Genomic DNA, 14,649 nt, shown 5'->3' with positions numbered 1-14,649 from the left:
GCGCGGCGGCAACGGCCATTCCACCCCCTGTTCCGGGAGAATGCCATGATCGATACCCCCCGTTTCCAGCGCATCGTCTTTGCGCTGCTCGTGTTGGTGACGCTCGTCACCCGCAGCCATTCGCTCAGCCCGTTCGTGCATCTGCCCGAGACGGCGCTGGCCAGCTTCTTCGTGCTCGGCTTCTTCGTGCCGCGCACCCTGGCGTTCGCGGCGCTGTTCGCGCTGACCTTCGCGATCGACGTGGTCGTAATCCGCTTGTTCGGCCAGTCCGATTTCTGCTTCACCGCCGCCTATGCGATGCTGGTGCCGGCATACGGCGTGATGTGGTTCGCCGGGCGCTGGATGCGCGATCGTGCCGGTGTGCGGTTGGCCGCGCTGCCCGCCATCGCGCTGGTGCTGATTGCCGCAAGCTTCGTGTCGGAGCTGCTGTCGAGCGGCGGCTTCTATTTTCTCAGCGGCCGGTTCGACGCGCCGACGCTGGCGGGCCTCCTGCCCCGCATTGCCCGCTATTATCCGCCGACGCTGCTGGCGACACTGATCTGGGCAGGTGCAACCGCCGGCACGGTAGCGGTATTGCTCGCGCTGCGGCCCGACCTGCGCCGGGTGCGCGCACGATGAGCCTGTCCGAGGAAGAGCGAAACCGCCAGCATCGCGAGCGCGCGCAGAAGCACAAGGCGGTGGTCGATGCGAAGATCGCCGCTGCCACCGGGGACAAGGGCCTGTTGCTGGTGCTGACTGGCAACGGCAAGGGCAAGTCGTCCAGCGCCTTCGGCATGGTCGCGCGCACGCTAGGCTATGGCCGCAAGGCGGCGGTGTTCCAGTTCATCAAGGGTGCCGAGGAAGTGGGCGAGCGCGCCTTCTTTGCCGGCCACCCCGATGTCGTCTGGGAACGCTGCGGTGAAGGCTTTACCTGGGAGACGCAGGACCGCCAGCGCGACATCGCCGCCGCCCGCGCGGGGTGGGAAAAGGCCAAGGCCGCGCTGGCCGATCCGGCAATCAGCCTGGTCGTGCTCGACGAGCTGACCTACCTCATCACCTATCGCTATCTGGAGCTGGACGAGGTGCTGTCGCCGATCCTCGCCCGCCCGGCGATGCAGCATGTCGTCATCACTGGCCGCGCCGCGCACGAGGCACTGGTCGAGGCCGCCGATACGGTCAGCAGCATCGGCGACGTCAAGCACGCCTTCCGCGCCGGTATCCGCGCGCAGGAGGGGGTCGACCGGTGAGCGTGGCATGCTGCCCGGCACTGCTCGTTGCGGCGCCGGCATCGGGCCAGGGCAAGACGCTGGTGACGGCGGCGCTCGCCCGCTTGCACCGGCGCGCCGGGCGGCGGGTCCGCGTGTTCAAATGCGGGCCTGACTTTCTCGACCCGATGATCCTTGAACAGGCGAGTGGCGGACCCGTCCATCAACTCGACCTGTTCATGGTCGGTGAGGATCGCTGCCGCGCGCTGCTCCATGCCGCCGCGTGCGAAGCGGACCTGATCCTGGTCGAAGGGGTGATGGGCCTGTTTGACGGCGATCCCTCGGCGGCCGACCTCGCCGCCCGCTTCGGCTTGCCGGTGCTGGCGGTGATCGATGGCAGCGCGATGGCGCAGACCTTCGGCGCGCTGGCGCTGGGTCTTTCCCGCTACCGCGCCGATGTGCGTGTCGCGGCGGTGCTCGCCAACCGGGTGGCGGGCGAACGCCATGCCGCGATGCTGGAAGCGAGCGTACCAAGCGACATCGCCTGGCTGGGCGCCTTGCCGCGCGACGGCGAGATCGGCTTTCCCGAACGCCATCTCGGGCTCGTGCAGGCGGGGGAGATCGCCGATCTTGATGCCCGGATCGACCGCGCCGCCGATCGCCTGCCCGCAGGGGCCGCATGGCTGCCAGACCCGGCCGCCTTTGCCGCGCCGGACCTGCCCGCAGCGCCACCGGCACTGGCCGGAGTGCGGATCGCCGTCGCGCACGATGCGGCGTTCGGTTTCCTCTATCCCGCCAATTGCGATTGCCTGACGGCGATGGGGGCGGAACTGTGCTTCTTCTCGCCGCTTGCCGACAGCGTGCTTCCGGATTGCGACGCGCTGTGGCTACCCGGCGGCTATCCCGAACTGCATCTGGAGGCGCTGGCGTCCAACCACGCGATGCGGGCGGCGATCCGCGCGCACCATGCCGCCGGCAAGCCGATCCTCGCCGAATGCGGGGGGATGCTCTATTGCCTCGACAGCCTTGGCGATGGCCGGGGCGGGCGTACGGCGATGCTGGGACTGATGCCCGGCGACGCAGTGCTGCAACCACGCCTTGCCGCGCTGGGACTACAGGCGCTGGCGCTTCCGCAAGGCGAATTGCGCGGCCACACCTTCCATTTCTCTCGACTGGAAACGCCGCTCGCGCCGTCCCTGCGCGCGACCAACCCGAACGGCGGGACGGGGGAGGCGCTGTTCCGCCACGGCAGCTTAACCGCCAGCTACGTCCATAGCTATTTCCCGTCAGCGCCGCTGGCGGTGGCTGCGCTGTTTCGGAGCGATCAGACCCGCACGTAGCGGAAGTACCACACCTCGTGCCCCTTGCGGCGCGCCTTGCGTTCGTAGCGCGTCTCGGGCCAGTCGGCGGGGCGGGTCAGGAAGTCTTGTGCCACCTGCGCCTGCCACACAAAGTCGCGGCGTTGGCCCAGCACCATCATCGCCCAGCGGCAATAGGTGGGGTCGTCGGTACCCAGCCGGAATTCGCAGCCGGGCTTCAGTTTGGCGGCGATGAGGTCGAGGGGGCCGTGATTGACCATGCGGCGCTTGGCGTGGCGTGCCTTGGGCCAGGGATCGGGGTGGAGCAGATAGACCCTGCTCAGGCTGGCGTCGGGCAGCCGCTCCATCACTTCCAGCGCGTCGCCCATGTGCAGCCGCACGTTCGACAGGTCGCCGTCGCGGATATGGTTGAGCGCGCCGACCACGCCGTTCAGGAACGGCTCGCAGCCAATAAACCCATGGTCCGGGCGTGCGCTCGCCTGGCCGGCAAGATGCTCGCCGCCGCCAAAGCCGATTTCGAATTCCAGCGGGCGCTCGTCGCCGAACAGCACCTTCGCATCGAGCGGGCCGGTATCGGGCACGCTCAGGCGCGGCAGCAATTCCTCGACCAGGGCGGACTGGCCCTGGCGCAGCTTGTGCCCCTGGCGGCGGCCATAAAGGCGACGGATGGTAGTGGGATCGGCCATGGGCCGCAGCGCATAGGCGCGGGCGGCGCGACAGGCAACTCGCCTGCGCGCCATAACATGTCAGCCTGCGAGCTGGGCCGACCCCGGCATCGGCGCCAGCGGGCGGACCGGCGCCGCGCGTTGATGGTGGGCGAGGCGGCGATGCACCGGCTGGGTGCTGCGCGGCTCGCGGCGAAGCGGTTGCGGCTGCGGGAGCGGCTGAATGGCGGTGGCTTCGCTCCAGTCTCCCTGGAAATGACGGATACCCAGCGCTGTCGCGGCCTCGAATTCGCCGCGATGCTCGATGCCCGGCGCGATCACCGTTACACCCATGCCGCGCGCCAGCCGCAGGATGCTGTCGACGATCCGGCGGCGCGGTTCGCTCGCGTCGATCCGCCGCACCAGCGCCGGGTCCAGCCGGATCAGTTGCGGCGTGAAATGCGCGAGCAGCCCCAGCGCCACCGGGCCGGCGGCGAAGCAATCGAGTCCCACCATCAGCCCGCGTCGGCTGCATGCCTGCACCAGCGCGGCGGCACGGTCGCGGTCGGCGCGTTCGTCGGCGCTGACTTCGATCACCAGCCGGTCGGTCGGGAAACGGTGGATCAGGGCGGTACGAAACAGATGCGCCAGCATCGCCTCGGGATCGCCCGCCGCGGCGCAGATCGGTACGATCAGCAGCGCGCCGCTTTCGTGCAGGCCAGCGGCGATTGCGGCCTCGAACGTCTCGGCGACGCGGCGGGCCTGGAGGCCGGACCGCAATTCCGGGGGAAGCGCCGCCGCTGCAGCCGAATAGCCCACACCGCGCACCCGGGTCTCGGCGTGCCAGGCGAGGGGCGGGTGTGCGCCTGCGGGCAGCACCGGCTGGAAATGTACCTCGATCTGGAGTGCGTCGAGCATTGTAAACCCCTGTCCAGCCCGGCCCTGTCCGAGCATGGAATAATGGTTAACAACAGGTTTCCGGCGCCTCTATTCCGTGCGTCGCCCACGCGGATTCTCCCCCATAGGGATTCTCCGTAACTTCCCTGAGTCTGGCCAACCCGGTCGGGCGGCCGGATCATGGGGCGCGTCAGGCTTCCTCGAACCGGGCACGCGGCGGCGGCAGCGCGCCGATCTGTGCCGGCGCGATCAGCGTGCCTTGCATCAGCGTGACGCCCAGTGTGCGGAGACGGGCATGTTCGGCCACCGTCTCTACGCCTTCGGCGATCAGGCGAATGCGACTGCTGCGGGCGATATCGACGACGCGCTCGACCACCAGCCGCCGCGCCCAGCTCCCTGACAGGCTGTGGACCAGTTCGGGCGCCAGCTTCAGGGTATCCGGAGTAAGGATCGACAACAGATCCAGCCCCATGTCACCCGCGCCAAAATCATCAAAGGCGATCAGAAAGCCCAGCTTGCGATAGGCCTTGACCAGCGCGAGCATCTTCTCGCTTTCGAGATGATCGCGATCACTGAATTCGAAGACCAGTTCGCGGGCGGGGAAGCCCAGTCGCCGGACGATTCGCAGCATCCGCTCGGCATCGGCCAGCGGGTCCTGGATGTAGGTAGGCATCACCTTTACCGCGAGCCGGGTCTTGCGCTCGATGATGCCCAGTTCCAGCGCCTGTTCGATGGCCGCGATACGGCAGCGCAGGTCGAAGGTGGGGCGCGTCTCTTCGGGCAGAGTCTCCACGAAGCGGGCGGCATTTTCACCATCCGGCCCGCGAAACGTCGCCTCATAGGCAGTGACGTAGCGCGTGTCGGTGTTGACGACCGGCTGGAACGCCATCGCAAACAATTCTCTGGCCGGTGCCCGCACCGGCTCGGCTCGATCGACCTGCTGAAGCATCACCATGCTCCCGAACGCGATCCCCGCACCTTCATTATAGCGCAGATTCGTCCGGCAGGGTTGCGCAGTCGAGTCAGATGGCGGCGGCAGCCTGTTCGATGCGGTGTTCGGGCAGCGCCCCGATTTGTGGCGGCGCAACCAGCTCGCCCTGCGCATAGAAGATGCCGAAACTGCGCAGCCGCTGCAGCACCGACGGACGCGACACGCCATCGGCGATGATCCGGATGCCGTGCTTGGCGAGGCGCGGTGTCAGCTCCTCCAGCACCAGTCGCCGCGACCAGCTGCCGTCGATTCCGTCGACCAGATCGCAGTCGAGCCGCACCATCGCCGGGCGATAGCGGACACAGGGGGTGAAGCCGACCGGGTCGTGGCCCAGCCCGACAAAGGCCGTCAGGCATCCGGCGCGGCGATGGCTGCCGACCAGATCGGCCAGCCGGGGCCCTGAGACATGGGTATAGCCATGGATGGCGAACACGATGCGCTCGGGCGGGAGTCCGCATTTCTTGGCGGCCTGTACCGCCGTGTCGAGCGTTGCCGCCGGCGCATTCGCCTCGCCGACATGGATCGGAATCATCAGCCGGGCGCTCGTGCTCCCCAGGCCCGCTGCCATGGCGTGATGCACGGCGGCGCCCGCCACCCGGCGGTCCAGCTCGGCGTGGCGATCGGCCGGGAGAATGTCGAAGATTTCCTCCCCGCTTTCGCCACCGGGGCCGCGCAGCATCGCCTCATAGGCAAAGGGGCGTGCGCCGACGAGGTCGACGACCGGACGAAAGGCGATGGTGAGGCCTGGCGCCGATGCCGGCCGCGGGCTCGCTACCCGATCCATGTCCTGCTCCTTGCGACGGGCCGTGCGGGCGGCCCAACGACTCTTATAGGGAGCAATACGGAACGGGCGGTTCCGGCCCGTCAAATTGCGCTACCGAAACAAAAAGGCCCCGCCCGACAGTGCCGGCGGAGCCCCTTTGATCGCGAAGCGGCGCGGGATCAGGCGGCGAGCGCGGCCTTCAGATCCTCGACCAGGTCGGTGCGCTCCCAGGGGAAGAAATCGCCCTCGGGCTTGCGGCCGAAATGGCCGTAGGCAGCGGTCGGCTGGTAGATCGGCTTGTTGAGGCCCAGATGCGTGCGGATGCCGCGCGGGGTAAGGCCGCCCAGCTTCTCGATGCTCTGGATCGCCTGCTCGATCTTGTCGTCGCCCACGGTGCCGGTGCCGTGGGTGTCGACATACAGCGACAGCGGCTTCGACACGCCGATCGCATAGGCGAGCTGGATCGTGCAGCGCTTGGCAAGGCCGGCCGCGACGATGTTCTTGGCGAGATAGCGGGTGATATAGGCCGCCGAACGGTCGACCTTGGTCGGGTCCTTGCCGCTGAACGCGCCGCCGCCATGGGGCGAAGCGCCGCCATAGGTGTCGACGATGATCTTGCGGCCGGTGAGGCCGGCGTCACCGTCCGGGCCACCGATCTCGAACGAGCCGGTCGGGTTGATGTGATATTCGGTCGCATCCGACAGCAGCTCGGCCGGGAGCACGTCCGCCACAACCTTCTTCACATAGGCGTGGAGCTCGGCTTCCTTGTCGCCCGTGTCATAGCCCGGCGCGTGCTGGGTCGAGACGACGATGGCGGTCGCGGCGACCGGCTTGCCGTTTTCGAAGCGCAGCGTGACCTGGCTCTTGGCGTCCGGTTCGAGGAACGGCGCGGCGCCCGAGTGGCGGTCGGCGGCCATGCGCTCGAGGATCTTGTGGCTGTAGTCGAGTGTCGCCGGCATCAGGTCCGGGGTCTCGTCGCAGGCGAAGCCGAACATGATGCCCTGGTCGCCGGCGCCTTCGTCCTTGTTGCCGCTCGCGTCCACACCCTGCGCGATGTGCGCCGACTGGCCGTGCAGATTGTTCTCGAAGCGGAAGGTCTGCCAGTGGAAGCCCGACTGTTCATAGCCGATGCGCTTCACCGTCTCGCGGACGGTCTTCTCGATCTCTTCCTGAGCGCCCGGCGCCCAGGCGCCGTTCTCATACACGCCCTTGCAGCGAATTTCGCCGGCCAGGACGACGAGCTGGGTGGTGGTCAGCGTTTCGCAGGCGATGCGGGCTTCGGGATCCTTCGACAGGAACAGGTCGACGATCGAGTCGGAAATCTGGTCGGCGACCTTGTCGGGATGACCTTCGGAAACCGACTCGGACGTGAAGAGATAGTTGGAACGCATGTAAATTCCTCAGCTTGGGAAAGGATCGCCGGGCCGTTGCCATGCCCATATAAAGCTTTCCTTATATGTGCTCCCTAGCGGGCCAGTCGTCGATTGGCAATCGCGAACAATCCCATAAGTCCCGCAACCAGCAGGACCATCCAGTTGCCGACACGCGAAAACAGCGTCGGCGGCAGGGGGCGGGGCAGGGGCAGACGGATCGCCCCGGCCTGACCGGCGGGAACGGTACCCAGCAGGCGGCCATGGCCGTCGATCAGCGCGGAAATGCCGGTGGGCGTCGCGCGCAGGATCGGCAGCCCTTCCTCGATCGCGCGCAGCCGCGCCTGCGCCAGATGCTGCGGCGGACCCCAGCTGCCGAACCAGGCGTCGTTCGAGGGGTTGAACAGGAAATCGGGGCGGTTGGCCGGGTCGACGACCTGACCCGAAAAGATGATTTCGTAGCAGATCTGGATGCCGGCCTTGCCGAAGCCGGTCACGTCGATCGTGCGGGGGCCGGGGCCGGGCAGGAAATCGACATCACCCATCACCAGCCGGGCAAGGCCCAGCGGGGCGAGCAGCGTGCGCATCGGCAGATACTCACCATAGGGCACCAGATGCGCCTTGTCATAGCGGCCGCCGAGCATGCCCGCCGGATCGAGCGACCAGACCGAATTGCCAACGCCCTTCAGCCGGTCGTCGGGCCCGAATTCCAGCGCATTGCCGCCGATCAGCGCATGGTCATAGGGGCCGAGCACGGCCGCGATCCGCGCGCGGACAAGCCTGGGGTCCTGGCGATACCAGGCGGGCGGATAGCCATCCTCGACCAGATAATCGACCATGCCTTCGGGCCACACCACCAGTCGGGGCAACGGGCCGGGCTTGCCGCTCAGCGCCAGCATCCGCGTGAGGAGATATTCGGCATAGTCCGGCCGGCTGACGGCATCCTGGCCGATATTGGGCTGGACGATCACCGCTTCGGTGCCGCTCGCGGTGCTGATGCAGCGGATATGGTCGCACCGGTCCGACCAGCCGAAATGGAGCGCAAGCAGCGCGACAAGAGCCATACCCGCCGCGCGATACTGTCGCTGGCTGACAAGATAGAGGCTGCCGGCGAGCGCAAGGGTCAGTCCCGACAGCGCATAGGTGCCGGTGAGCGTCGCCAGATTGCGCACGCCCGGCACCGGCACCCATAGCGCGCCCACCGGGTTCCACGGATAGCCGGTGAAGGCGACGCCGCGCAGCCATTCGGTCGCGGTCCAGGCGGCTGCGACGGCGAGCACATAACCCAGATCCGGTTCGATCCAGCCCGATCGCGGCCGGACACCGCGCGCGAACAGCCATCCCGCGCCGAACGCCAGCGCCGGATACACCGCCAGATACACGGCCAGCAGCACCACCGCGAAATAGCCGAGCACGGGCGGCATCTTGTCCTGGAAATCGAACGCGTGCTGAATCCAGTTGTCGCCCAGCGTGAAATGGCCGAGCCCGAACAGCCAGCCGCGCAGCAGCGCCGAACGGACGCCGGCTGCGCGATAGACCAGCGCGAACAGGCCCGCGAAGCACAGCAGGGTGACCGGCCACCATTCGAGCGGCGCGAATCCGGTGGCGGAAAGAGTGCCGAGGAGCAGCGAGGCGGCGAGCGGACGACGAAACATCGGCCGCAGGCCTACACGATCGGATTATACGGGGGGAGGGGGTATGCGCTGGCAACCCAGCGTTTCGCGTTCGCCGCTTGATCCCGCGCGGGCGTGCGCCCATTTGGGCGCCATGCTGATCGAAACCGAAGCCACGCCGAACCCCGCGACGCTCAAGTTCCTGCCCGGCAGGGTGGTAATGGACGTCGGCACGCGCGACTTTGCCAGTCCTGAGGAAGCCGAAGCCTCCCCGCTGGCCGAGGCGCTGTTCGGGCTGGGCGATGTCACCGGCGTGTTCTTCGGCCGCGACTTTATTTCGGTCACTGCCGCACCGGGAGTCGAATGGAGCGGCCTGAAGCCCGATGTACTCGGCATCCTGCTAGATCATTTCTCGGCCAATATGCCGCTGTTCCGCCAGGGCAGCGCCGGATTCAGCGTGCCGCCGGAAAGCGCCGATTTCGGCGACAGTCCGGAAGATGCCGACATCGTTGCCCAGATCCGCGAGCTGATCGACACCCGCATTCGCCCGGCGGTGGCGAACGACGGGGGCGACATCGTCTATCGCGGCTTCGACCAGGGCAAGGTCTATCTGCAGATGCAGGGGGCCTGTTCGGGGTGCCCCTCGTCCACCGCGACGCTGAAGAACGGCATCGAGCAGCTGCTCAAATATTATGTACCCGAAGTGACCGAGGTGCGCGCTATCTGAGCGCGCGCCTCCCATCGCCTTCCCCTCCCCAAGAAAGGATTGCCCATGGGCCACCCGCTCGACGATGCTGCGCTCGACACGATCTTCCGCACCGCGCGAACCTATAACGGCTATACCGACGCGCCCGTTACGCAGGCGGACATCGAACGCATCTATGACTTGCTCAAGATGGGGCCGACCTCGGTCAACCAGCAGTCGGCGCGGTTCGTGTGGATCCTGAGTCAGGAAGGCAAGGACAAGCTGGCGAGCTTTGCCAGTGGCACCAATGCCGAAAAGATCCGCAAGGCGCCGGCCAGCGTGATCATCGGCTATGACGTGAACTTCCACGAGCATCTGCCCGAACTGTTCCCCCACGCCCCGGAAGCGAAGAACTGGTTTCCGAACGAGCAGGTGCGCGAAGAGCAAGCCTTCCGCAATTCGTCGCTGCAGGGCGCCTATTTCATCATCGCCGCGCGCGCGCTGGGTTTCGACACCGGTCCCATGTCCGGGTTCGACAATGCGGCGGTCGATACCGCCTTTTTTGCCGATCAGCCGGGCGTGAAGTCGAACTTCATCTCCACGCTCGGCGTAGGCGATCCGTCGACGATCTTCCCGCGCTCGCCGCGTCCGGCATTCGCACAATTCAACACGGTGATTTGACCTGGCGGCACTCGATTGGCTAGCGCGGGGCGATGGCTGAATCTCCGCGCACGCTGGTGATCGAAACTGCCACCGCCGCCTGTTCGGTGGCGCTGGTCGAACATGGTGCCGTGGTGGCTGCGGCCCACGAGGTTGTGGGGCGCGGCCATGCCGAACGGTTGATCCCGATGATTGCCGCACTGCCCGGTGGCGGGCGTGCGGAGCATATTCTGGTCGATGTAGGGCCGGGCAGCTTCACCGGCGTGCGGGTAGGGCTGGCGGCCGCCCGTGGGCTGGCGATCGGCTGGGGCGCGACGGTCGGGGGCTATTCGTCACTGGCGCTGATCGCTGTCGCCGCCTTTGCCCGTATGCCGGACTGCGATTCGCTGGCGGTCGTACTGGAAGGCGGCCACGGCGAAGTCTTTCTCCAGACCTTTGGCGATGCACCGCTGGCCGCCGATGGGTCGCTCGCCTCGCTCCAGCCGGCGGCTGCGCTGGCGGCTGTCGCGGGACGGCGGGCGGTGGGCAGCGGCGTGCGCCATTTGCTCGCGCTCGATCCTGGATTGCCTGTCGAAGAGGCATTGCCTTGTGCCGCAGATGCGGTGCTGCTGCCCGAAGTGCTGGCTACGTTGCCGCCCCGGCCGCTCTATGGCCGCGGACCCGATGCCAAGACGCTGGCGGAGCGGGGGCTGGCATGAGCGCGCTGCTGCACCAGATCACCTTGCGCGAGGGCGGCGTGCAGGATCTCGGTTCGGTTCAGCAGATCATGCAGCAGGCATTCGACCCCGTATATGGCGAGGCCTGGACCAAGGCGCAGTGCATGGGGATGATGTCGCTTTCCGGCGTCTGGCTCGTGATTGCCAGCATCGACGGCGTCGATTGCGGCTTCGCGCTGGCGCGGGCTATGCTGGACGAGGCCGAATTGCTGCTGCTCGCGACGCTTCCCTCCGTCCGGCGCAGAGGCGTTGGCGGGGCCTTGCTGCGTGCCGTGGTTGCCGAGGCGCGGCACCGCGGCGCCGCCATGATTCACCTGGAGGTGCGGGCGGGGAACGGCGCTGTTATGCTATATCAGCGCGAAGGTTTTGAGAAAGTTGGAGAACGTCCCGGCTATTATCGGGGGAATAGCGGACGGGCTCTGGACGCTTGGACATTCTCCCATAAGCTCATCTAGTTTTTTCTAGAACTTCATGGTGAACGACTTGCCATCGGTTCCAATTCGATCGATAGGAGCGTGCAGGGGACAAGCTATAGTCACCACCTAAAAACGGGTCGAAAGGAAACAAGATGGAAGCCGCGTCCGACATTCAGGAAACGCTCGTTGCGCTCACTGCCGATATTGTCGCAGCTCATGTTAGTAATAATAGTGTCGCAGTCTCTGACCTTCCCCTGCTGATCCAGAATGTTCATGGGGCGCTGAGTGGCCTGGGCGATGTCGCCGCAGAGCCCGAAGTAAAGCAGGAGCCGGCCGTCTCGATCCGTGCTTCGGTGAAGCCGGATTACATTGTCTGCCTGGAAGACGGCAAGAAGCTGAAGATGCTCAAGCGCCATCTGATGACGCATTATCAGATGACCCCGGAGCAGTATCGCGCAAAGTGGAATCTGCCTGCAGATTATCCCATGGTCGCACCGAATTACGCTGAGCAGCGCCGCAGCCTCGCGAAGAAGATCGGCCTGGGTACCAAGCGTCGCAAGCGCTGATCCCGGTCCTTAAAGGATCGAGGGCTTTTGAACGCCGGCGGATCGCTTCCGCCGGCGTTTTGCGTATCGCCAAACGGCGGCGCACCGAAAGCCCGCCCTTTCCCCGGCTGCCCAATGGCGTTACAGGAAGGCCATGTCTCGCAAGATCGATCTCGAAGCGCTGTGCCACGAAAAGGGACTGCGCATCACCGAACAGCGCAAGGTGATCGCGCGCGTGCTTTCCGATGCGGACGATCATCCGGACGTCGAAAAAGTCTATGAGCGCGCAGCCGCGATCGATCCGGGCATTTCGATTGCCACTGTCTATCGCACGGTGCGGCTGTTCGAAGAGGCGGGTATTCTCGATCGCCACGACTTCGGCGATGGCCGCGCCCGCTATGAACCCGCGCCCGAGGCGCATCACGACCATCTGATCGATGTCGAATCGGGCAAGGTGATCGAGTTCGTCGATCCCGAACTGGAATTGCTGCAGAAGCAGATTGCGGAGCGCCTGGGCTTCCGCTTGGTCGACCACCGCATGGAGCTGTACGGGGTTGCGCTCGATCGCAAGAACTGAGCGGGCCGCGCAGCGCCGCGAAGAAGCGGCGCAGGGTCTTGCCACGAAATTGACGGCACCGGAAATCATCCGCCTCTGGCTCCGCATCGCGGGGCTGTTTCTGGCGCTGATGGTGCATTTGCCGATGCATTATCTGTTCCGGCTGCTGCGCCTGCCTTCGCCCTGGCCGCGGCTGTTCCTGGGCAGCGCGGCGCGGATCTGCGGCGCGCGCGTCAAGTGCGTCGGCACGCCGCTGAAGCGGGACGTCTTCTATATTTCCAACCATCTGAGCTGGATCGACATTCTGGCGCTGGGCGGGGCGAGCGGCACTGCCTTTGTCGCCAAGGCCGAGATCGGCACCTCGCCGCTGGTGGGGTGGCTCGCCGGGCTCAACCGCACGGTTTATGTGAAGCGCGAAAACCGGATGGGGGTTGCCGAACAGATCAACCAGCTGCGCGATGCGCTGACGGAAAACTGGGCGATCACCGTCTTTCCGGAAGGCACGACCACCGATGGCAAGTCGCTGCTGCCGTTCAAGACGCCGATGCTGCGTGTGCTGGAGCCGCCGCCTCCGGGCGTAATGGTGCAGCCGGTGATGCTCCATTACGGCGCTGCGGGCGAGGACATCGCCTGGATCGGCCAGGAACGCGGGCTCAACAACGCCAAGCGCGTGCTCGCGCGCAAGGGGCGGTTCCGGCTGAAGGTCCATTTCCTCGAACCGTTCGATCCGCGCGACTTCCCCGGGCGCAAGGCCATCGCGGCCGAAAGCCGGCGGCGGATCGAAGCAGCACTGGTGGGCGCGCTGCACCATCCGCTCCGCCCGTTCCGCTTCGCGCACGAAGCGATCGGGTACAAGGAGCCGGCAGGAGGGTAAGTCCGGCTTTTCGCGGGCGTTACTCTCCCGCAAGCGGGAGGGGAGAGTCCGCGTCGGGGGGCTACAGTTCCTTGCCATTTGCGCGTATAGGCGCGCCGATCATGACCACCCCCAAAACCTATCACGTCAAGTCGTACGGCTGCCAGATGAACGTCTATGACGGCGAGCGCATGGGCGAGCTGATGGCTGCCCAGGGCCTTGTCGCCGCCGAAGCGGACCAGGCCGATCTCGTCGTACTCAACACCTGCCACATCCGCGAAAAGGCGACCGAAAAGGTCTATTCGGAGATTGGCCGGCTGAAGCTGCGGGAAAGCGGCAAGCCGATGATCGCAGTCGCCGGCTGCGTCGCCCAGGCCGAAGGCGAGGAGATCGCCCGTCGCGCCAAGGTGGAGGTGGTGGTCGGACCACAGGCCTATCACAACCTGCCCGATCTGGTTGCGCGCGCGGCCGAGGGGCAATTGGGCCTCGACACCGACATGCCGGTCGAAAGCAAGTTCGGCCGCCTGCCCGCCCGCCGCAAGGTGGGTCCCAGCGCGTTCCTGACGGTGCAGGAAGGCTGCGACAAATTCTGCACCTATTGCGTGGTTCCCTATACGCGCGGCGCCGAAGTAAGCCGGCCGTTCGCGGCGATCGTCGACGAGGCAAAGGCGCTGGTCGACGCCGGCGCGCGTGAAATCACGCTGCTCGGCCAGAACGTCAATGCCTGGGGCGATGACGACGGCCGGGGGCTGCACGATCTGATCGTAGCACTCGACCGGATCGAGGGGCTGGCCCGCATCCGCTATACCACCAGCCATCCCAACGACATGGCCGAAGGGCTGATCGAGGCGCATGCGCATGTGGCCAAGCTGATGCCGTTCCTGCACCTGCCGGTACAGGCGGGCAGCGACCGCATCCTGAAAGCGATGAACCGCAGCCACACGCGCGATTCCTACCTGCGCATTCTGGAGCGGGTACGCGCGGCGCGGCCGGACATTGCGCTGTCGGGCGACTTCATAGTCGCCTTTCCCGGCGAGACCGAGGCCGAGTTCGAAGAGACGCTGCAGCTTGTCGACGCGGTCGGCTATGCCCAGTGCTTCAGCTTCAAATATTCGCCGCGCCCGGGCACGCCCGCGGCCGAGCTGGTCGACCAGTTCCTGCCTGCCGAAGTCGCCGACGAGCGGCTGCAGCGGCTGCAGGCGGCGCTCAACCGCGACCAGCTGGCGTTCAATCAGGCGAGCGTCGGCAAGCGGTGCAGCGTGCTGATCGAGCGTGTCGGGCGCCATGCCGGGCAGATGATCGGCAAGTCGCCCTGGCTGCAGTCGGTACATCTGGAGACCGAGGCGAAGATCGGCGACCTGATCGAGGTGGAAATCGTCCAGGCAGGCCCCAATTCGCTGGGTGGCCGCGCGGTCGCGTAACCGATCTGACACAAAG

General features: G+C 66.4%; 17 protein-coding genes. 11 read left to right on the top strand and 6 right to left on the bottom strand.

What is annotated here, in order from left to right; all coding sequences use genetic code 11:
• Positions 1–45: 45 nt before the first annotated feature.
• Genes ACT53M_RS05445 through ACT53M_RS05435 form a run of 3 tightly spaced genes read left to right on the top strand, consistent with a single transcriptional unit; the run spans position 46 to position 2,524 of the window.
• Positions 46–618, top strand: a complete 573-nt coding sequence (locus ACT53M_RS05445) for a hypothetical protein (protein WP_476231998.1) — start codon at positions 46–48, stop codon at positions 616–618.
• On the top strand, positions 615–1,226 hold the full coding sequence (gene cobO, locus ACT53M_RS05440) for a cob(I)yrinic acid a,c-diamide adenosyltransferase (protein ID WP_476231996.1): 612 nt from the start codon (positions 615–617) through the stop codon (positions 1,224–1,226). Before ACT53M_RS05445 ends, cobO begins: the two co-directional genes overlap by 4 nt.
• The gene (locus ACT53M_RS05435) at positions 1,223–2,524 is read left to right on the top strand and encodes a cobyrinate a,c-diamide synthase (protein ID WP_476231994.1); all 1,302 of its coding nucleotides are present in this window, start codon (positions 1,223–1,225) and stop codon (positions 2,522–2,524) included. Before cobO ends, ACT53M_RS05435 begins: the two co-directional genes overlap by 4 nt.
• Here ACT53M_RS05435 and trmB read toward each other — a convergent pair.
• The 6 genes from trmB to lnt all read right to left on the bottom strand — a co-directional run bounded on the left by trmB (position 2,509) and on the right by lnt (position 8,823).
• Positions 2,509–3,189: a tRNA (guanosine(46)-N7)-methyltransferase TrmB gene (trmB, locus tag ACT53M_RS05430; protein ID WP_476231993.1), complete on the bottom strand. Its 681-nt coding sequence runs from the start codon at positions 3,187–3,189 to the stop codon at positions 2,509–2,511. The genes ACT53M_RS05435 and trmB overlap by 16 nt on opposite strands.
• Before the next feature lie 60 nt (positions 3,190–3,249).
• A complete protein-coding gene (locus ACT53M_RS05425) occupies positions 3,250–4,065 on the bottom strand; it encodes an EAL domain-containing protein (protein ID WP_476231991.1) in 816 nt (271 codons plus the stop codon).
• A gap of 169 nt (positions 4,066–4,234) precedes the next feature.
• Positions 4,235–4,993: an EAL domain-containing protein gene (locus tag ACT53M_RS05420; protein ID WP_476231990.1), complete on the bottom strand. Its 759-nt coding sequence runs from the start codon at positions 4,991–4,993 to the stop codon at positions 4,235–4,237.
• Positions 4,994–5,066: 73 nt separating this feature from the next.
• Entirely contained in the window at positions 5,067–5,819 is a 753-nt protein-coding gene (locus tag ACT53M_RS05415) for an EAL domain-containing protein (protein ID WP_476231989.1), read from the bottom strand.
• Positions 5,820–5,977: 158 nt separating this feature from the next.
• Positions 5,978–7,189: a methionine adenosyltransferase gene (gene metK / locus ACT53M_RS05410; protein ID WP_476226513.1), complete on the bottom strand. Its 1,212-nt coding sequence runs from the start codon at positions 7,187–7,189 to the stop codon at positions 5,978–5,980.
• 74 nt (positions 7,190–7,263) lie between these two features.
• Positions 7,264–8,823, bottom strand: coding sequence for an apolipoprotein N-acyltransferase (gene lnt / locus ACT53M_RS05405; RefSeq protein WP_476231987.1), 1,560 nt, complete (start codon positions 8,821–8,823; stop codon positions 7,264–7,266).
• Positions 8,824–8,935: 112 nt separating this feature from the next.
• On the opposite strand from lnt, the gene ACT53M_RS05400 reads away from it, so the two are divergent.
• From ACT53M_RS05400 to miaB, 8 genes are all read left to right on the top strand, one after another.
• Complete coding sequence (locus ACT53M_RS05400; RefSeq protein ID WP_476231986.1) at positions 8,936–9,508, top strand: NifU family protein; 573 nt, start codon at positions 8,936–8,938, stop codon at positions 9,506–9,508.
• A gap of 45 nt (positions 9,509–9,553) precedes the next feature.
• The gene (locus ACT53M_RS05395) at positions 9,554–10,147 is read left to right on the top strand and encodes a malonic semialdehyde reductase (protein WP_476231985.1); all 594 of its coding nucleotides are present in this window, start codon (positions 9,554–9,556) and stop codon (positions 10,145–10,147) included.
• Positions 10,148–10,179: 32 nt separating this feature from the next.
• Entirely contained in the window at positions 10,180–10,824 is a 645-nt protein-coding gene (gene tsaB, locus ACT53M_RS05390; protein ID WP_476231984.1) for a tRNA (adenosine(37)-N6)-threonylcarbamoyltransferase complex dimerization subunit type 1 TsaB, read from the top strand.
• Complete coding sequence (locus ACT53M_RS05385) at positions 10,821–11,297, top strand: GNAT family N-acetyltransferase (RefSeq protein WP_476231983.1); 477 nt, start codon at positions 10,821–10,823, stop codon at positions 11,295–11,297. The genes tsaB and ACT53M_RS05385 overlap by 4 nt, the downstream gene beginning before the upstream one ends.
• Positions 11,298–11,410: 113 nt before the next feature.
• Positions 11,411–11,824: a Ros/MucR family transcriptional regulator gene (locus ACT53M_RS05380; RefSeq protein ID WP_476226519.1), complete on the top strand. Its 414-nt coding sequence runs from the start codon at positions 11,411–11,413 to the stop codon at positions 11,822–11,824.
• A 133-nt stretch (positions 11,825–11,957) separates the two neighbouring features.
• The gene (locus ACT53M_RS05375; RefSeq protein WP_026008925.1) at positions 11,958–12,380 is read left to right on the top strand and encodes a Fur family transcriptional regulator; all 423 of its coding nucleotides are present in this window, start codon (positions 11,958–11,960) and stop codon (positions 12,378–12,380) included.
• Between the two features lie 49 nt (positions 12,381–12,429).
• Entirely contained in the window at positions 12,430–13,233 is an 804-nt protein-coding gene (locus ACT53M_RS05370; protein WP_476231981.1) for a lysophospholipid acyltransferase family protein, read from the top strand.
• A gap of 101 nt (positions 13,234–13,334) precedes the next feature.
• Entirely contained in the window at positions 13,335–14,633 is a 1,299-nt protein-coding gene (gene miaB, locus ACT53M_RS05365) for a tRNA (N6-isopentenyl adenosine(37)-C2)-methylthiotransferase MiaB (protein ID WP_476231980.1), read from the top strand.
• The last annotated feature ends 16 nt before the right edge of the window (positions 14,634–14,649 follow it).

The organism is Sphingomonas sp. DMC6 (genome assembly GCF_056314225.1).
The sequence above is the reverse complement of the archived record's forward strand: the minus strand, read 5'-3'. Positions and strand labels throughout refer to the sequence as shown.